21 protein-coding genes are annotated in these 18091 nt (G+C 46.1%); 15 read left to right on the top strand and 6 right to left on the bottom strand.

Going from position 1 to position 18091, the window contains the following annotated elements:
* Positions 1–11 precede the first annotated feature (11 nt).
* Entirely contained in the window at positions 12–452 is a 441-nt protein-coding gene (locus Dia5BBH33_RS07855; protein WP_143332696.1) for a protein-export chaperone SecB, read from the top strand.
* A 51-nt stretch (positions 453–503) separates the two neighbouring features.
* Here Dia5BBH33_RS07855 and Dia5BBH33_RS07850 read toward each other — a convergent pair whose 3' ends face one another.
* Together Dia5BBH33_RS07850 and Dia5BBH33_RS07845 are read right to left on the bottom strand one after the other, a co-directional pair.
* Complete coding sequence (locus tag Dia5BBH33_RS07850) at positions 504–1700, bottom strand: helix-turn-helix domain-containing protein (RefSeq protein ID WP_143332695.1); 1197 nt, start codon at positions 1698–1700, stop codon at positions 504–506.
* Positions 1697–2518, bottom strand: a complete 822-nt coding sequence (locus tag Dia5BBH33_RS07845; protein ID WP_143332694.1) for a DUF5986 family protein — start codon at positions 2516–2518, stop codon at positions 1697–1699. The genes Dia5BBH33_RS07850 and Dia5BBH33_RS07845 overlap by 4 nt, the downstream gene beginning before the upstream one ends.
* Positions 2519–2674: 156 nt before the next feature.
* On the opposite strand from Dia5BBH33_RS07845, the gene galU reads away from it, so the two are divergent.
* From galU to Dia5BBH33_RS07825, 5 genes are all read left to right on the top strand, one after another.
* On the top strand, positions 2675–3547 hold the full coding sequence (galU, locus tag Dia5BBH33_RS07840; protein WP_143332693.1) for a UTP--glucose-1-phosphate uridylyltransferase GalU: 873 nt from the start codon (positions 2675–2677) through the stop codon (positions 3545–3547).
* Between the two features lie 347 nt (positions 3548–3894).
* On the top strand, positions 3895–4083 hold the full coding sequence (locus Dia5BBH33_RS11390; protein ID WP_269776989.1) for a glycosyltransferase: 189 nt from the start codon (positions 3895–3897) through the stop codon (positions 4081–4083).
* Positions 4068–4829, top strand: a complete 762-nt coding sequence (locus Dia5BBH33_RS07835; protein WP_332835639.1) for a glycosyltransferase family 2 protein — start codon at positions 4068–4070, stop codon at positions 4827–4829. Before Dia5BBH33_RS11390 ends, Dia5BBH33_RS07835 begins: the two co-directional genes overlap by 16 nt.
* A gap of 13 nt (positions 4830–4842) precedes the next feature.
* Positions 4843–5949 (top strand): hypothetical protein, encoded by a 1107-nt coding sequence (locus Dia5BBH33_RS07830; RefSeq protein ID WP_143332692.1) that lies wholly within the window; start codon positions 4843–4845, stop codon positions 5947–5949.
* The gene (locus Dia5BBH33_RS07825) at positions 5928–6326 is read left to right on the top strand and encodes a hypothetical protein (RefSeq protein ID WP_143332691.1); all 399 of its coding nucleotides are present in this window, start codon (positions 5928–5930) and stop codon (positions 6324–6326) included. Before Dia5BBH33_RS07830 ends, Dia5BBH33_RS07825 begins: the two co-directional genes overlap by 22 nt.
* Positions 6327–6338: 12 nt before the next feature.
* Here the strand turns inward: Dia5BBH33_RS07825 and Dia5BBH33_RS07820 are convergent, their stop codons facing one another.
* Positions 6339–7301 (bottom strand): ISL3 family transposase, encoded by a 963-nt coding sequence (locus Dia5BBH33_RS07820; protein WP_143332690.1) that lies wholly within the window; start codon positions 7299–7301, stop codon positions 6339–6341.
* Between the two features lie 48 nt (positions 7302–7349).
* Positions 7350–7529, bottom strand: coding sequence for a hypothetical protein (locus tag Dia5BBH33_RS07815; RefSeq protein ID WP_143332689.1), 180 nt, complete (start codon positions 7527–7529; stop codon positions 7350–7352).
* Positions 7530–7947: 418 nt separating this feature from the next.
* Between Dia5BBH33_RS07815 and Dia5BBH33_RS07810 the strand changes: the two genes are divergently transcribed.
* The 3 genes from Dia5BBH33_RS07810 to Dia5BBH33_RS07800 all read left to right on the top strand — a co-directional run bounded on the left by Dia5BBH33_RS07810 (position 7948) and on the right by Dia5BBH33_RS07800 (position 10410).
* Positions 7948–8913, top strand: coding sequence for a macro domain-containing protein (locus Dia5BBH33_RS07810; RefSeq protein WP_143332688.1), 966 nt, complete (start codon positions 7948–7950; stop codon positions 8911–8913).
* Between the two features lie 115 nt (positions 8914–9028).
* The gene (locus Dia5BBH33_RS07805; RefSeq protein WP_143332687.1) at positions 9029–9694 is read left to right on the top strand and encodes a vWA domain-containing protein; all 666 of its coding nucleotides are present in this window, start codon (positions 9029–9031) and stop codon (positions 9692–9694) included.
* A gap of 173 nt (positions 9695–9867) precedes the next feature.
* On the top strand, positions 9868–10410 hold the full coding sequence (locus Dia5BBH33_RS07800) for a flavin reductase family protein (RefSeq protein WP_143332686.1): 543 nt from the start codon (positions 9868–9870) through the stop codon (positions 10408–10410).
* Between the two features lie 54 nt (positions 10411–10464).
* Here the strand turns inward: Dia5BBH33_RS07800 and Dia5BBH33_RS07795 are convergent, their stop codons facing one another.
* Both Dia5BBH33_RS07795 and Dia5BBH33_RS07790 read right to left on the bottom strand, forming a co-directional pair.
* Positions 10465–11226 (bottom strand): hypothetical protein, encoded by a 762-nt coding sequence (locus tag Dia5BBH33_RS07795; protein ID WP_143332685.1) that lies wholly within the window; start codon positions 11224–11226, stop codon positions 10465–10467.
* Positions 11227–11406: 180 nt separating this feature from the next.
* A complete protein-coding gene (locus Dia5BBH33_RS07790; RefSeq protein WP_143332684.1) occupies positions 11407–12054 on the bottom strand; it encodes a hypothetical protein in 648 nt (215 codons plus the stop codon).
* Positions 12055–12357: 303 nt separating this feature from the next.
* Here Dia5BBH33_RS07790 and Dia5BBH33_RS07785 point away from each other — a divergent pair, with 303 nt between their 5' ends.
* The 6 genes from Dia5BBH33_RS07785 (at position 12358) to Dia5BBH33_RS07765 (ending at position 18000) form a co-directional block, all read left to right on the top strand.
* Positions 12358–12585, top strand: coding sequence for a hypothetical protein (locus Dia5BBH33_RS07785; protein ID WP_022381714.1), 228 nt, complete (start codon positions 12358–12360; stop codon positions 12583–12585).
* Between the two features lie 24 nt (positions 12586–12609).
* Positions 12610–12852, top strand: a complete 243-nt coding sequence (locus tag Dia5BBH33_RS07780) for a hypothetical protein (RefSeq protein ID WP_143332683.1) — start codon at positions 12610–12612, stop codon at positions 12850–12852.
* 12 nt (positions 12853–12864) lie between these two features.
* Positions 12865–13767 (top strand): RluA family pseudouridine synthase, encoded by a 903-nt coding sequence (locus Dia5BBH33_RS07775; protein WP_143332682.1) that lies wholly within the window; start codon positions 12865–12867, stop codon positions 13765–13767.
* Positions 13768–14909: 1142 nt separating this feature from the next.
* The gene (locus Dia5BBH33_RS11385; protein WP_269459749.1) at positions 14910–15038 is read left to right on the top strand and encodes a hypothetical protein; all 129 of its coding nucleotides are present in this window, start codon (positions 14910–14912) and stop codon (positions 15036–15038) included.
* A gap of 178 nt (positions 15039–15216) precedes the next feature.
* On the top strand, positions 15217–16572 hold the full coding sequence (locus Dia5BBH33_RS07770) for a sodium-dependent transporter (RefSeq protein WP_022383253.1): 1356 nt from the start codon (positions 15217–15219) through the stop codon (positions 16570–16572).
* Positions 16573–16647: 75 nt separating this feature from the next.
* Positions 16648–18000 (top strand): sodium-dependent transporter, encoded by a 1353-nt coding sequence (locus tag Dia5BBH33_RS07765; RefSeq protein WP_022383252.1) that lies wholly within the window; start codon positions 16648–16650, stop codon positions 17998–18000.
* The last annotated feature ends 91 nt before the right edge of the window (positions 18001–18091 follow it).

Raw genomic sequence — 18091 nt, 5'->3', positions numbered from 1 at the left:
GAGGAAAAGACATGAAGCGCAGTCCCATCAAATTTAGCAATCCAATGCTGAAAAGGTGTGAATTTGTTACTAATGAAGGTTTTTTACAGCAGATATCTCAGGCAGCTGATAAGCCCCATCCTGTTACAATTAGGATACAACCTAAGGTAGAGATTACCGAGCTTTCTAATTTTCAGTATGTTGCTTCACTACAGGCTATTGTGGGAGAAAAATCGGATTCATGTCCATTCTTTGCGGACATAACAATGCAGGCAATGTTCGAGATCGGGAAAGGTGTACCAGAAGATATTAAACAAGGTTATCTGAAAGTTAATTTTCCTGCTGTTCTCTATAGTTACATCAGGCCAATGCTTTCGTTTCTTACAGTGAATGCAGGCTTGCGGCCTTATAATTTACCATTTATGGATTTTACTGATGTGGAAACCAATAACACCAAACCTTCACAGGAGTAAAGTAAGACGTAAATAAAAGAATCTGGCTTCAATTAAAGAGGCCGGATTTTTTTATTTTATCGATAAAGGTGGAAATGAGGTTTTAGGAGTTAAAGTACGATGAGGAAGCGAGCAGAGGCGCTCAATCATTTCGGGATATAAACTTAAGCCATTTACTTTCATTGCGGAAAGAATATCTTCAGCAGAGTAACTATTGCTTAGCATAAGTTGGATAGCACGAGACATAATCGTGTTTGGCAGTATATAAGGTGCATGGTCCAAAGGCTCTTCTTTTCGCCACCCTTTTCGAGATAATTTAATCATTAGTTTTTGATAAAATTCGGGGTCAATGATATTCAACTGACGCGCCCGGTAAAGCATTGCTTGAATCGAAACATTCCACTTTTGCTTTAATATTATATAGTAATCTAAATCTAATGGCGCAACCATGACATCTTTTACAAATTCATTTCTAGGTAAAAGTAATGCACCAGCAAAACGTTGTGCCTGATTTTCTCTTTCTCTGAAGTTGGCAGGAGATAATTCTTCCAAATTTTCGCTCCAGGGATGTAAAATGATATGCCCCAACTCGTGCCCAATATCAAAGCGAATGCGGCATGCCGGCTTTTTCCCAACGGCTAAAGTAATGAGAGGACGAATGGAACCGTCAATTGTTTTCTGTTGACTGAATGCATCAACACCTTTTTCAGTATCTGAGATTTGTGAGACGAGTATACCGTTATTTTCAACCAGATATTGCATACTTTTTATGGGGCCATTTGGGATTTTCCAGTATAATCGGAGCTGGTCAGCTACTTTTTCTATCTCCTGATTGGTAATTTCGGATTCAGATATTTCTTCATCGGATAAGTCTGGTACGTCAAAAGGTAATTGAGTAAGTCTCAATGGAGGGAAATTTACATATTTGTTAAGAACAGAGAAGATATCTAGTGTAAAATCCGCCTGTTCTCTGTAGGCAAGACGAATACGTTTGCTGGTTGATTGCAGGGAACGAAAATAGGTAGATTCTGAGCTGCTGGTAAATGAATCATTTTCGAAAAAATAATCATAGGGGAATTGCAATACCTTCACAAATGCCAAGATAGTTTCGTATTTTGGGGCGACGGAGCCATTTTCATATAGGGATAATGACTGTTTTGTTATTGAATGAGGGATAGCGCTAATTTCTTTGGCAAGATCGCTAAGAGTCATTTCATTAAAAAGTCTTGCTTTTTTTAGGCGTACTCCAGAAAAAATTTGTGCTTTCATTTTTGATCAACATCTTCATCTTTCTGCTTTAATGACAACAAACCAGGGGCTTGAATATCATGCTTTATGCCTGCTGATGATTCGAAAGGCAGCTTTCCTTTTAGTGTAATATCAGCAGGTTTTTCATATGAGGCAGATATATTTGAAACATCGTTGTTTTCCTGGTAGTAGGGTTCATGATAGATATATTTATTAAGATTGAGTTTTTTGGCTATCTCAAACGATTGATTCAACAAAAGGGCAGATATTTGCATTAAAAGTCCATGCGGAGCGGTATATTCGACAATTATCAACCTTGACTTCTTAAGAATTTCTGCATTTTCATCATTGCTGAACATTTTGTCAAATTCCGCCTGACAGGTTTCTTTTGAGAATAATTCTTCATTAGTTTGGGGAAATAAGCTGGGCTCCGAAGGAGTGAGTCCTTGATTTAATAGTTTTAATAAGGCTTGAATATATCCTGGTTTTTCTCTGTCTCTATTGTTTTGCTGACGTTCTAATGCAGTTTTATTAATGATGCAGTATGCAATATGATGCAGAGAATCAAGCATAAGAACCAAAGCCCATGATGATCTGGAAAATGGAACGAGCTTAATGGCATTATTGCTAGTGCTACTGATAATTGATTTAGCCAATTCTTCGCGGATAAGATCATTTGCAAAGAATCGAGAAGAATTGATAAATGTTGGATTATCCTTTTTGCTGGAGGGAAGAATGGATCCAAATACATTATTTAGCGTTTTAAGAATTAATAAGATATTGGGGCTAAGGGGGTTCGTAGAAAGTACTTGAGTATTATAAGGCTGAGGATGATTCATGTTTGAACTCCTTTCGGTAATACCAAATGTAATTACTATTATACCATAATGTCTATAAAACGTATATATTTCTTAAATTTGTCAAAAATTCAATTTTATAAAATAAATAAATCAAATGAAATTCGGGATGCAAGCTAATAAGAAGGGCGGATTTGTATGCAGAAAATTCGTAAGGCAGTCATTCCCGCCGCAGGCTTCGGCACCCGTTTCCTTCCGGAAACGAAGGCTATGCCCAAGGAGATGCTGCCTATTGTTGATAAACCGGCTATCCAGTATATTGTGGAAGAAATCCGCGCCAGCGGAATCGTGGAAATTCTTATTATTTCCGGTCATGCAAAGCGGGCTATCGAAGACCATTTCGATTCTTCTCCGGAGCTGGAGCAGCACTTGATGGAATCGGGGAAGCTGAAGGAGCTGGAAGAAATCCGGAAGATTTCCGACATCAAGGTGCACTACGTGCGCCAGCCTTATATGAGAGGTCTTGGTGATGCCATCCTCTGTGCCAGAGAATTTGTAGATGGAGAGCTCTTCGGCGTTATCCTGGGTGATGATATTGTATACACAGGAAATGGAGAGCCGGCACTGAAGCAGCTCATGGACCGTTACTATGAAACGGGAAGTACAGTAGTAGGCTGTCAGGTGGTACCGGAGGAGAAAGTATCTGCCTATGGCATTATTCAGGGAGAAAAGACGGAGAATCTAGACCTGCTGAAGGTAGTAGATATGATAGAAAAACCATCTATCAAGGAAGCACCCGGCCGGTTTGCCGCTTTGGGCAGGTATGTGATTACGCCGGAAGTCTTTGATATCTTGGAGCAGACAAAGCCTGGCAAGGGTGGAGAAATCCAGCTTACCGATGCCCTCCGTGTCATGGCCCGATGCGGGAATGTGTATGCCTATAATTTTACCGGCAAGCGATATGATACAGGCAATAAGCTGGGGTATCTGAAAGCGGTGGTGGAGTTTGCATTGCGGAGAGAAGATCTGGGAGAGGAATTCGGGGCGTATTTGAAGACGTTGGATATATGATATATAGAATTGAGATTTGAGATTTGAGTTTTGAGACCGCAGATGACTAGGTATTCAGACTCCAGACGATGAGACGGGAAGAGGAGTTTTGAGGAAAAGATTTGAGGATTGATGTGGGCCGGAGAATTGCAGACGGTCGGACTTCATGTTGACTGTGTTGCCTTTGGATTATTTTCCAAATTATAACGGAGCCACGTAATGAGGGTGGGCTCTGATGTTGCCCCTTTAAAATGATGGTGTAGGGAATTATGCTGCTTGTAGTGCCCTGGTCAATTTCTTTTATTATGGCAAAGGTGTTTTATAATGTTTTGTAACATGACAAGGTCGTTGTTAAGGGGATCAGAGCGTTGGAACTTTTATCTATAGTAGTACCTTGCTTTAATGAGGAAGCTACAATACCGATTTTTTATGATACGGTAGAGAAAATCAAGGGGCAGATTGATGCAGAAGTTGAATATTGTTTCGTGGATGACGGGAGTAAGGACAATACCCTCGCTATTTTGCGTGACCTGAATAAAAAATCGGGGGGGGGGTAGTCCGTTACATTTCTTTCTCTCGTAATTTTGGTAAAGAAGCAGCCCTTTATGCCGGACTTCAGATGGCGAAGGGCAATTATGTAGTAACTATGGATGTGGATTTGCAGGATCCTCCATCTTTGTTGCCTGAAATGTGGCAGATACTTCATAATTCGGATACGGATTATGATTGTGTGGCCACGCGAAGAACAACGAGGAAAGGGGAGCCGCAAATCCGCTCTTTTTTTGCGCGCCTTTTTTATAAGATTATCAATGAGCTGTCGGATACAGAGATTGTGGACGGAGCTAGGGATTATCGAATGATGAGCCGTCAGATGGTGGATGCGGTGATTCAAGATAGTGAGTATAATCGCTTTTCAAAAGGCATTTTCAGCTGGGTAGGGTTTCACACAAAGTGGCTGGCCTATGAGAATGTGGAGCGGAGCGCTGGAGAGACGAAGTGGTCTTTCTGGAAGCTTTTCAAGTATTCCATCGAAGGTATTCTGGCTTATACGACGGTTCCGCTTTATTTGTCTTCCGTCATGGGGATTCTCATGTGTGGGGTGTCGTTCATTGCACTGGTTTTTATTGTTATCCGTGCGCTGCTTTATGGGGATCCGGCGGCTGGGTGGCCTTCGCTGGTCTGCATTATTACGCTGCTGGGCGGTTTGATCCTGCTGGCTCTGGGGATTATGGGGCTTTATATAGCTAAGATTTATTTGGAAACGAAGAAGCGGCAGATTTTTATTGTAAGAGAAGAAAGATAAGGGGAATATGTTTATGTTGACCAAATTTAAGCATTACGGTTGGGATATTTGTGTTTTCCTGGCTATTTTTATCAGCATGTTTATTTTTTTTACAGGCGCACATCCATTGATAATTTATGATGGCGATGATTGGGCAAATCTTTCACATATGAGGCATTTTATTCCTATGTGGCATGGGTTTAATCCTATCAAAATTTTACCGGAGACATTAATGCCGCTTGTGGGGTATTTATCAGGATATGTGGTCACACCTATTGTCAAAAATTATGTGGTTTCGGTGACTATTGTATCAGCTCTGCTTGTAAGCAGTTTTATAACTATGTATATTTATCTCTTTAGTCGATTTATAGGTACTTTGGGTAATCAGAGTCGATATGGGGATGCTCTCATCTGCATTGTGTTGTTTTTATCTCATTTTTTCATCTTTAAGCAGAAAAGCGATTTGTCAAACTATCTGTTTAGATCATTCGATTTAACCTGTTATTTTCATTATCTGATTCCTGCCGTGCTTAATATTTCTTTAGTTCTTTATTTTTTTCGACATGAATTAAAGAAGGATAATGTGTGGACGGAAAATATGGTTAAAAACAGTATTTTGATTTTTATCTTATACTTAGGTATATTTTCGAATATTCTTCAAAGTGTGATTTTGGCTGTCTTTACTGGAGTGCTACTTTTGGGAAAAGAAGGGAAAAGACTATTTTTCCCTAAGGAGTGGAAACGAATTTTTAAGGAGAATCCGTTATATTGCTCTATCCTTATTGTCTGGTTTATATCACTCTTTTTTGAAGCTAGCGGTGGACGGGCCAGAAGTATAGCAACAGCAGGATTTATCTCGCCTGTGCTTGATACACTGAAAATTTTAGGTGAATCCCTGCGTCAGATTAATTTTATATTTTTGATTTTTTCTCTAGTTACTATTTTATTTACTATTTATTCAGCACGTCAGAATCACTCTGCATTTGCAGCTTGTGTTCTTAAAATTATCCGTATCTGTTTTACATGCATGTTTTTTGTTTTGATTTATCTTGTTTTAGTCTGTTCTAAGGCAAACCCTTTGTATATCGGCAGAGCTGATGTGGGAATAGGTATTTTGTTTTGGTTTTTATCTTTGGTGTGAGTCTTGCTTACCTGATACAGGAATATCCCAAATGCTTTTTAGCAGCACCAGTGATTGCTGTTATGGTTCTGGTGGAAACAGTTAATGGTCGAAGTGCATTTATGGAAAGTAATTTAGTAGGAGTATCTCCTCGTAATTGCTATGCAGTGAATATAGATATCCTTAATCAAATCCAGTTAGCAGATCAGAGGAATGTTAGTGAATTGGAATTGCATGTGCCGAAAGGCGACAATCGGGACAATTGGCCACATCCTGATTATATGGGAAAGAACATTTGTCAAACCTTATATCGCGATGGGATTATTTCAAGAACTTTCGACATACAGATTGTCCCTGATATCAATATGAATAAAAAATATCATATTCCTATTCCGTAAAATAAAGGCTCTTCACGGAAATTTGGGGGATGAATAATTTTTAGACAAAGAATGGAATCGGATAAGGGTAAAGAAATAATCCATGTTTCGGTACCCATACCCGATTCTTTTTAGTACCTTGATCTTATTATTGAACCCTTCCAGCTTCCCTGTATTAATCGGATGCAGTGCATGGGCAGCTAAGCCTTGGATTCGCTTTTGTTTTTGCCGGGCAAATTTCACCAATGCAGGAATCCCGCTCTCCAGTCCAGCCTGAATCCATTTTGCCCATCCGGCAAGAGCTTCTTCATAGTCAGTCAATGTGAACAGACGAGTCATCTCCTGCTTCATGGCATAACAAATCGCCAAATCCCTATGCTCGCTCAGGATATCCAACAGATGAGTTTTCTGCCTTTCATTCAGGTGGTCGTCCTTCTTTAACAGTATCCATCGGAATTTCTTTAATTCGGTATAAAGCTTCCTTTCTTCATGGCTCTTTTCCCTGGCCATCTTCTGGAGCTCTGGATTATTAGTTTCTTTCGTATATTTCTTTAATGCTTCTGCTTCCTGCCTATGCTTTTGTGCTTCCTCCAGGCGCACGGCTCCCATAACATCACGCCCAAACTGTGCCTGCATATGGTACCGGTCATAAACGATGGGGACCTTCGGACAATATTTCTGGAACAGCCTGTTAAAGGATGCGTTCATATCCATGGCCACCGCTTTTAGCCTGGAAAGAAGCGAAAGGTCAATGCTCTTAAAGAAGTGCTCAAAATCTGCCATGGAGCGGCCCAGGCCGGCCCACAAGATGAATCCCGTTTCCAAATCCATAACGCAGGTGGCATAGCGATGGCCCTTATGGATAGCGAACTCATCTACGGCCAAATACCGTGGGCGATAGTTACTTTTCTTCAGGCAGGTTTCAAAGGCAGCCAACGCCTTATCCATGATATGCTTTTGTATTTTCTGTATGGTACTCCAATGTACAGAGAGCATGGCCGAAATGGCAGAAATGGATGTATGACACTTAAGCAGATGGATAATTTACAAGGCCATATCCCAAGTAACGCGTGTGAAAGGGCATTGGCAGGGGATATCTTCCGTTATGGTCTCCCCGCAGGATGTGCAGCGGAATCTGTGCCCCGAGAACTCTATATACTTCTTTTGCTTAGGAAAATCTGGAAAATCCTTGATGAGTACAGAAAAAGCCCCATAACTATACATACGGGAGTGACAGTGCGGACAGGAAAAATCTCTGGCAGTCCGTAGACTGGTAACTCGGGTATGGCAATGAGGATTTGGATGGTTAGTGATATTTTCTGTACGATAATATTGACAATTAAAAGTGATTTCATTATGGTAATAAAAGAGCATTATTCGACCTCCGTGCGTAGTTTTAGGCAACTTACATTTTGGAGTAGATAATGCTCTTTTTCAATGCCAATTTTATATGTTATTATTTTTATCCCACAAAAAAGCGTGAAGAACCAAATAAATTCGTTAAATGCTTTTTCCAAAAATCACATACCCCCACCAAAGGGACTGCAGAAATGACCGCACATTTCGGCAGTCCCTTTTCCATATATAGTTTCCATCCCATCATGCTATAATGAAACAAAAAGGACAGGAAGGGGATGGCGGTATGCCGCTTTTATTTGTCAAAGAAGATATCACGAAGATGAAGGTGGATGCGATCGTCAATGCGGCGAATACAGAGCTTCATATGGGCTCCGGCGTTTGCGGCGCCATTTTCCATGCAGCAGGCGAGGAAAAGATGACGGAAGCCTGCCAGAAGCTTTCTCCCATCAGGACAGGCGAAGCAGTGATGACAGACGGTTTTGCCCTTCCTGCTGGGCACGTCATCCATGCGGCAGGACCTGTGTATCAGGAAAGAGAACTGGCCGAATCCGCGCTTCTTCTGACGAAAACATACCAAAGCGCACTTGCCCTTGCCGCAGAGCATCGGTTGAAGAGCGTTGCATTTCCTCTGATTTCCGCCGGCATTTACGGGTATCCCAAGGACGAAGCACTTTCTCTTGCCGTCTGGGCGATCCGCCATTTTCTGGAAGATCACGAAATGGACGTCTATCTCGCTTTCCCGGACAAATCAGCGTTCGTCCCTGAAGAGTACCTTGTCCGCGATGTGGAAGAGTACATGGCAGAAGGCGCGTACGAAAGTGTGCCGGTTCTCTACGACGCCATGCCGGAAAGAGCTGTTCCGAAAGCTTTAAAAATGCCAGCCGGGCTCGATCATTGGGTGCATCATCTGGATGAGCCATTCAATGAAGCGCTTCTCCGCCTGATTGACGATAAGGGCATGACAGATACAGAAGTGTACAAGAAAGCAAACATTGACCGCCGCCATTTCTCCAAAATACGAACGGGGAAGGGCTATATACCCAAGAAACCGGCCATCCTTGCGCTTGCCATTGCTCTTGAGCTTGACCTTGACGAGGCCGAAGACCTCCTTGCAAAGGCGGGCTATGCCTTCTCGCCGAGCAGGAAATTTGATGTCATCGTACAGTACTTCATCATCAAAGGGCAGTATGACATCGATGAAATCAATGAAGTTCTCTTCCATTACGACCAGCCCCTTCTGGGCGGCTGATCCTTAGATGTCGCTTTCAGGGCGACCACGGCTCCTCCGTTTCGATGTATCCTTTAAATAGAAAGAGAAAGGGAAAGATACACGAAATTCCAAGTGATTGAAGGAGGAACCTAAAATGGACAAGAACTTAACTGAACTCGTATTCATCCTGGACAGAAGCGGATCGATGGGAGGTCTTGAAAGCGATACGATCGGAGGCTTCAATTCTCTCCTCGAGAAGCAGAAGAAAGTGGAAGGGAAATGCAACCTGACGACCGTTCTCTTCGACCATGACTATGAACTGCTTCATGACAGGATCAATATCCAGGCCGTATCACCCCTCACAGAAAAAGATTACCACGTCCGGGGATCGACAGCCCTCCTCGATGCAGTGGGGAGGACCATTTCCAAGATCGAACACGTGCAGGAAACAACAGCAGAAGAATACCGCGCAGGAAAAGTCATGTTCGTCATCATCACCGACGGCATGGAAAACGCCAGCCGGGAGTACACCACGAAGAAAGTGAAATCCATGATTGAAGCCGAAAAGGAAAAAGGATGGGAATTCGTCTTCCTCGGCGCGAACATGGACGCCGTCGAAACAGCTGCTCAGTATGGCATCGATGCAGACAACACTGCCGACTACCTCGCCGACAGAGAAGGTACCAGGCTGAATTACACAGCCATGAGCGATGCCGTCGCCCAGTTCCGCACCTGCGGATGCGCTCCGAAAGAATCCCTCAAAAGAATCCGCGAAGACGCTGCCAGACGCGGCGGAAAGAAACGCAGAGCAAAGAAGTAAGAAGGCGAAGCATCGCCAAGGTTTTCAAACACCATAAATGTACTTGTGTCAGTGTCTTCTTCTCGAATATACCGGCACGAAAGGGGCTGTGACAAAATGGTTAATCATTTCGTCACAGCCCCTTTTCCCTTGCCATTCGTTTTACAATAGAAGTATGGAGAGGAGTGAAAGATATGGATAAAACATCACTTGAAAACGATCCTGTATTTGAACTGTTCAGCAAGCACTGGGCATTGGTTTCCACCGGAACTATGGAAAAGCACAACGCATGCACCGTCAGCTGGGGAAGCTTCGGCATTCTCTGGGAAAGACCGGGGAAGAGCGGCAAGACGATCACCGTCTACCTCCATCCGTCCCGCTATACCTGCGAAATGCTGAAGGAAAGAGATACCTTCACCGTCAGCTTCTTTGAAAAGGAATACCAGAAAGCTTTGGGCTACATGGGCTCCCATACCGGCAGAAACGAAGACAAGGCAAAGGCAGCCGGCCTTACGCCCGTAGAACTTCCCGAAGGCGGACTTGGCTTCAAGGAAGCAAAAGTTTCCTTCGTCTGCAGAAAGATCTACCAGCACATGTTCACAAAGGAAGACCTGGATCCGGACATCCAGGAATACTACAAAGGAAGACCGCAGGCCTTCCCGCTGAATGAAAAAGGCGAATGGGAACCGCACATCGTCTTCGTAGGCGAAATCAAGACAGTCACTGGAAATGAATAATTGAATTATAAAAGAGCTGTAATGAAATGATGGCCCATTTCGTCACAGCTCTTTTTATGTATGCATTCCCGGCGCCGCCAGAAGGAAGGCGGTGATGACCGCGATGAAAAGCAGGATGAAGCCTGCGAGGCGGAAGCCCTGCGTGTAAGGATCCGATTCCTTCTTCGGAAGGCGGTAGGGATGCGCCTTGACCGTTTCATAATACGAATCCGGAATCAGTCCCCGGTAGTAGGAAGAAAGGTACTGCGCATACGCCGCCGTTTCCTTCTCGAAGAACCAGAAGACAGGCGTCAGGAGGGGGAGGTGATTCTTCTTGGAAATTGCCGTGAGACTTTCAGAGACAAGGCCCTTCAGTGCATGGCCGCCGTCCTGTGTCTTCGCCTCGGCCTCTTTGGCAATCCTGTCGAAGAATTCATGGTGATTGTCCATTTCCTTTTCCGTATACGAAGAAAGATCTTTGGGCAGGAAGGAAATCCCCGCCGCTTCCCAGCCCGGATCGGAAGAGGACCGGATAAACCCGGGCCAGTCCTTTTCTGCATTTTTGAAACCTGCGTAAAGCTCGGTGAGAGGGCTGTAATCCCTGGCATACGATTTCAGGACATACTTGGCAATGTAAAGGCGGAAGACAATGTAATCGCAGAGAAACGAACGCCACCGTTCCTTGTCTTCTTCGAACGTGATGACCTTCTGCGCTTTGAGCATCTTCAGGAAAATCAGCGGAAGCCCGTAGCTTCCACGTGGCTGTGCCGTATAAGAGTAGAAAGCGCGCCGCGCAGCCGACAGCCCTGCACTTCTGTAGTACATCCTTCTGTCCATGGGAATCCCTCCTTCCCGTCAGTTACCTTATTGTACTATGCCGCATGTACTTTGGACAGGGGAAGCCTTCACTTGCATAGTAAAGAGCCAAAGGAAGAGTGAGAAAATCAAAAAGAGAAAAGCCACAGGCACCGGCCCATGGCTTTTCCCCCGTTTATATTGAATTATGAAGGAACCTTGTCAAGCATACATGTCGCTTTTTCCGCCGCCTTCGAATTTCTTCTCTGCATTGGCTTCCATGTATACGCGGTCAGGAGTGAGTTCCATCATCCTGGCTGCTGCAGCTGCCGCAAACCCGTGCGTTTCATCATCGAAGTAATCGAGGAGCCCTTCAGTGACTTCCATGCCGGAAGCTTTTGCGACATTCTCGATGCATGCGCGGACCGGATCGCCGGAGCACTTCGTCTCCACAGCGCGGAGCTCATTCAGACGAGTGAGGACGTGCTCCCTTGTCAGGATGACGGAGCTCCTTCCCAGAGTGAGGAAGCAGCCGTCGAGCGCCTTTTTCAGGGCGATTGCCTTGAGGTACATCGGCATATCATCCATCAGGTCATGCAGTCCTTTCAGGATGGATTTCTTGTAGGAAGGAGCCATGCCCTCGCAGTCACGGATCACATTTCCTGCCACATGGAGCCTGTAGATCATGTATTCCCAGTAGAAGGTATCGACTTCGCCTTTGGCCGGTCCCTTGGAGCCGATTCCGCCGGCCTCTTCCCTGGACTTCTTCCACTCATAACGCAGGCTGCAGCCCGTATTCTTTCCAAACGCCTTCAGGGCTGTCATCATCATGCCCGAACCTACGAATTCCAGATAATCATTGACTGTCATTTGAACCGTCTCCTTTCTGCCCGTTCCATCGTGAAGCGGAACCAAATTATATAAAGTATGAACGAAGCGGATAAGCCGCTGAAATGTAATCCGGATAAGGGATGCCAGGCGATTCACCGGTGTACCTGGATCATTCCTTTTTCTAATTTAATTATAAGTCTGAGTAACGTATAATAAAAATACAGTAATTGCATATAGCTTATAACAAATTTTCGTTATTTTTAAAGGCAGGAAATTTGCCGGTATCGAAGGATTTACAGGACGCCCCTTTTCGTGTAGCATAGAACAGATAAGGAGAAATCTATGGAAAATACGAAAAGCCATTTCATCGAGATAGAAAGCCATGAGGGAAAAGACCTCATCATACGGTCGACCGCAAGCCGTGAAGAAACAGCAGGAATCCTTGCCGCTGCCCTTTGCCGCGCCGAAAACATCGACCCCTCCCATGAAAGAGACATTTCCGCATTCCTAAAGGTTCTCGCTGATGAATACAGAAGGGAAGACCTTGAAAAAGGCTCCCGCATCCAATAAACAAATAAAAGACAGAGGTTAAGCATGAGTGATATGAAAGAAGCAGCCGTCCAGATCCGCGTGAACGCAGACGGCAAAGTGACATTATCCATCGACGAGACGCTCCGCCGTTCCGTCATTACTGCCTACTCCCAGGCATTCTGCGGCGCTTTTGACTTCGCAGGAGAACACGAAAATGAAGTCGTCAACGCATTGAAAGATTTCGCCGAAACGAATGCGGCCCACCCGCAGCCCGAGCTCGCTTTCAATCTGCCGACCGTCCACTAAGAAAGGAAAGGCATGGAAACATTCAAGATCGGCCCCAAGGACGAAGGAAAACGCCTGGACCAGTTCATGCAGGACAAGAAACACTGGCCAAGATCCCTTGTCATGAAAGCCATCCGCACCAAGAAGCTGAAAGTCAACGGAAAGAAAGAAGACGCATCCTTCCGCCTCTCAAGGAGAGATGATGTCGTTTCCTATGTACTCGAAGAAAAGAAAAATACAGAGCCCGTCATTCTGTATGAAGACGAAAACCTTCTGGCGGCCGTGAAACCCGCCGGGCTCCTGTCCCTTGATCCTGAAGGAAAGGAAAAGGATACCCTTCTTACAAGAGTCAATAAGTACCTCGAAGGAAAAGGCAAAGCGCCGGCCATCCCGGTCCACCGCATCGACTTCCACACAGAAGGCATCCTCCTCTTCGCTAAGAACAGGCCCGCTGCCGATGTGTTGGAAGGCCTCATCCGTGACAGGAAAATAGGGAAGACCTACCTCGCCGTCGTCACAGGAAGAGTACAAAACAGCAAAGGCCGCCTCGAGCACCAGCTCTTCAAAGACGCCAAGCAGAACAAAGTCTTCGTCTCCGAAGAACGCATAAAAGGCTCCAAGACAGCCATCACCGAATACGAAAGAATGGCAGCCACAGGCGACCTTACCCTCGTGAAATGCCATCTCATCACAGGAAGGACCCACCAGATCCGCACACAGCTCGCCCACATCGGCCACCCGATCTTAGGCGACGACAAATACGGATTCAAAGCGCTGAACAAGGAATATAAAGAAAGAGGCCAGCTCCTCTGTGCCTACCAGCTCTCCTTCGACTTCACTGAGGAAGGCGGCATCCTGTCCTACCTCTCCGGCAAAACCATCCGCCTCCCGAAAGTAGCCTTCGTCCACAAATACTTCTCCGGCGTGCATTATTAATGTATATATAAAGAGAAGTATATAAAGAGATAAAGAGAAAAAACTGAGGAATGATGAATCGTGGCTTATAGGACATTTCGTGTTGTTTTTATAGTCGATGAGCCCCGCGTTTATCGGGCTCCATCGGCATTTTAAGACTTTCAGTAATTCTTAAAGGGTGGACAAAACGTGTTGGTAAAAAGCCTCAAACCCCTGATAAATACAGGCTAAAATGGGATTTTATCTTTTCAGTGTGAATAATCTTCTGGAAAGATTATCGTTATGAAAAATAGATGCCCTTATTGTGTCTTTATCTGCTGCTGATGCGGAAAAGTGCGCATTTGAACACAAACCTGGAAGTGCTGAGAATATAGGCGCTTTTACGCTTCCAGCTGCTAATTGTGATGAGATGGATTACAGTGCAGCTCGGGCGTATTTCAGTATGCCCCGTATTCTGCCCTTAATACAAGCATAATATAAATTTTTACCAACACGTTTTGTCCTATAACCCTGAATCGTCATACTTCCTCAGTTTTTTATTGCAGGAAAACCGTATAGCCGCGGCAAACGCGAACTTGGAAAACAAGCAAACCTCGCTTCGCTCGCAGAACCTTTTATAGAAACCAATGAATACTGCACCCCGATTTTAGAAACTGCACCCCTATCGCTCTTCGGGCACTTCCCTCCGTAGGGGGAAGCTCGGCGATGAGAAATAAAAAAATTCAAATCTGATTTGTCTTAAATTTATGAAAAGATAAACCGGGCGCCTTCCCCGCTGGGGCAGGTCGAAGTCCTTCGTTTCGGTGCTGGTGGATAGTATCGAAAGAATGTCTTACGATTGTCATTTACGGTAAACGTATTTAAATGATAGTGATATTAGCGGCATTGAATGATGGCGGAAGGTTTTGACCTGCCCGTCGGGGAAGGATGCCGCGAATGCGGCAGAAAGGGGTGCAGTTCCACGAGCGCAGCGAGGTTGTATAGTTTTCTCCCGCATCCCGCACTTCCATCTCACCACTTCCTGTACACTTTGTTCGACAAATCCCATAAGATATATCCATCCAAAAGTGATGATAGCTTTATTATTTTTCCAGTGGTACTATATGTATAGAACAAAGTGTTCATTATTGTGAACGTAGTTCGACAGCGAGATGGAGGCGGTCATGATGTCCTTTCATTGGATTTCACTTCTTTCCGGATGGGGAAAGAGGACTTTTGATTTCTTCCTGTTCCGTACCAGCCATGGAATTTATCAGATCCCGGGATGCGGAAGAGAGCCGTTCGGCATGTAATATAGTCATTAAAAGGAGCCATGAAATGCACATCACTCATTTCATGGCTCCTTTTTTCTTGCTTCTCTTTCCCAAACACTTGCCCAATAGCGTCTATTGATATATGATAGGGAGAAAGTCTTTTTAAGGCTGCCGGAAGGGGCGGCCGGAAAAATGGGTAGGAAGGCAGGAGCAGGAGATGGAAAATCGAGATAGTTTCAAATCCCGGTTGGGATTTTTACTTGTCAGCGCAGGCTGTGCCATCGGCATCGGGAATGTCTGGAAATTCCCGTATGTGACCGGGGAATACGGAGGCGCTGTTTTTGTATTGTTTTACCTGATGTTTCTTTTACTGATGGGCATCCCCGTTATGACGATGGAGCTTGCCGTCGGCCGCGCATCCCGCGGGAGCGCTGTCCAGGGCTATAAGAAATTGGAAAAGCCCGGGCAGAAATGGCATATTCATGGCTGGTTCTGTATCCTTGGCTGTCTGCTCCTCATGATGTACTACACGACAGTATCCGGATGGATGCTTGCGTATTTCTGGAAATTCCTGACCGGCGCTTTTGCGAGCGTTCCGACGGAAGCTGTCAGCGGCGTCTTCACGTCCATGCTGGCATCTCCCACGGAAATGGGAATTTTCATGGCACTTACCGTTTTCGGCGGATTCGGCGTCTGCGGCCTTGGCCTGCATAACGGCGTCGAACGCATCACGAAGGTCATGATGCTCTGCCTCCTGGTCCTCATCGTCGTCCTTGCTGCGCACAGCGTTTCACTCAAAGGCGGCGGACCGGGCCTTGCTTTCTACCTTCTCCCGGACTGGGACAGGGCAGTCGAAGCAGGCATCGGGAACGTGGCAGCTGCTGCGATGAACCAGGCATTCTTCACATTGTCCCTCGGCATCGCTGCCATTGAAATCTTCGGCAGCTACATGTCAGACGACTTCACACTGACGGGCGAAGCCGTGAGGATCACAGCGCTCGATACCTTCGTCGCTGTCCTTTCCGGACTCATCATTTTCCCGGCATGCTTTGCCTACAACGTACAGCCGGATGAAGGCCCGTCGCTCATTTTCATCACACTTCCGCGCATATTCCAGAACATGTCCTTCGGCCAGCTCTGGGGCACACTTTTCTTTGTCTTCATGACATTTGCCAGCTTCTCCACCGTCACCGCGGTCTTTGAAAACCTCATTGCATGCGCGAGAGACAACTTCGGATGGTCAAGAAAGAAAGCCGTCCTCGTGAACCTTGTCATTGTATTCGTTCTGTCCATCCCCTGCGTACTGGGATACAACATCTGGAGCGACGTCCACATCATCGGAGCCAGAGACGTCCTGGACAGCGAAGACTTCATCGTCAGCAACTTGCTCCTTCCGGGCGGCGCGCTCGTCTACCTGCTCTTCTGCGTGACGAAATTCGGATGGGGCTTTGACAACTACATCGCCGAAGTCAATAAAGGCAGCGGACTGAAAATGCCGCTCTGGATCAAACCATATTTCCAGTTCATCCTGCCGCTTCTGATCCTGGTCATCCTGATCAGAGGCCTTATGTAAGCTTCCTTTCCGCGGGAAGCCTTTGCGGCAAAGCGGACCGGGAGATCCGGAAAAGATAAAATGGAGGAAAGAAGAATGGAAGAAAGAGACAGTTTCAAATCCCGCCTGGGATTTATTCTGGTCAGCGCCGGATGCGCCATCGGCATCGGGAACGTATGGAAATTCCCGTACATCACCGGGGAGTACGGCGGGGCCGTGTTCGTATTGTTTTACCTGTTATTCCTTTTAATACTGGGGATACCTGTCGTCACGATGGAATTGGCCGTCGGACGCGCCAGCCACAAGAGCGCCATGATGGGCTTCAAGACACTGGAGCCGAAAGGCAGCAAATGGCACTGGCACGGGTGGATCTGCCTTCTGGGCAGCTTCGTCCTCATGATTTACTACACCGTCGTATCCGGCTGGATGGTCGACTACTTCTGGAAATTCCTGAACGGATCCTTCAATGGCATGGGGCCTGAGAAAGTTGCAGCCACCTTCGATGCCATGGTCGCTGATCCTTATGAACTCATATTCTTCATGGGCCTGAACGTCCTCGTCGGCTTTGCCGTCTGCGCAGGCGGCGTTGCCAAGAGCCTTGAAAAAGTCACGAAAGTCATGATGCTCGGCCTCCTGGGCCTCATAGTTATCCTCGCCGTAAACAGCCTTCTCCTTCCGGGAAGCGCCAAAGGCGTCGAATTCTACCTTCTTCCTGACTGGAACCGCGCCGTCGAAGCAGGCATTGGAAACGTGGCAGCTGCTGCCATGAACCAGGCATTCTTCACACTCTCCGTCGGCCAGGGCTCCATGGAAATCTTCGCCAGCTACATGAGCCGCAACAACACCCTGGGCGGCGAAGCAGTCAGAATCACCGCGCTTGACACATTCGTAGCCCTGATGGCAGGCCTCATCATCTTCCCGGCATGCTCTGCATTCGGCGTAGAACCATCCGAAGGCCCGTCCCTCATCTTCGTTACACTGCCAAACGTATTCATCAACATGTCCTTCGGACAATTCTGGGGATCCCTCTTCTTCGTCTTCATGACATTCGCCAGCTTCTCCACCGTCACCGCCGTCTTCGAAAGCCTCATCGGCAACTGCATGGACGACTTCGGCTGGAGCAGAAAGAAGACAGTCCTCATCCTTCTGCCCTTCGTATTCCTGGGCAGCATTCCCTGTGCACTCGGCTTCAACGTATGGTCCGACGTGCAGATCGCAGGAAAAGGCATCCTCGACATGGAAGACTTCCTCGTCAGCGGCCTTATCCTTCCGCTCGGCTCCATCATCTTCGCCCTCTTCTGCGTATCCAAGTACGGCTGGGGCTTTGACAAGTACTTAGAAGAAGTCAACACCGGCACAGGCATGAAAATGCCCCGCTGGATCCGTCCCTACTTCTGCTACGTACTCCCGCTCCTCATCCTCTTCGTATTGGTCAAAGGCCTGATGTAAAAGGATAAGGGAAATAAAATCATCAACGGTGCTTCGGCGCCGTTTTTTGATGCAGGAAATGGGGAACAGTAATTAGCAAAATCCAGCTTCT

The organism is Dialister hominis (assembly GCF_007164725.1).
GTDB lineage: Bacteria > Bacillota > Negativicutes > Veillonellales > Dialisteraceae > Dialister > Dialister hominis.
This window is presented reverse-complemented; position numbering and strand designations above follow the sequence as displayed.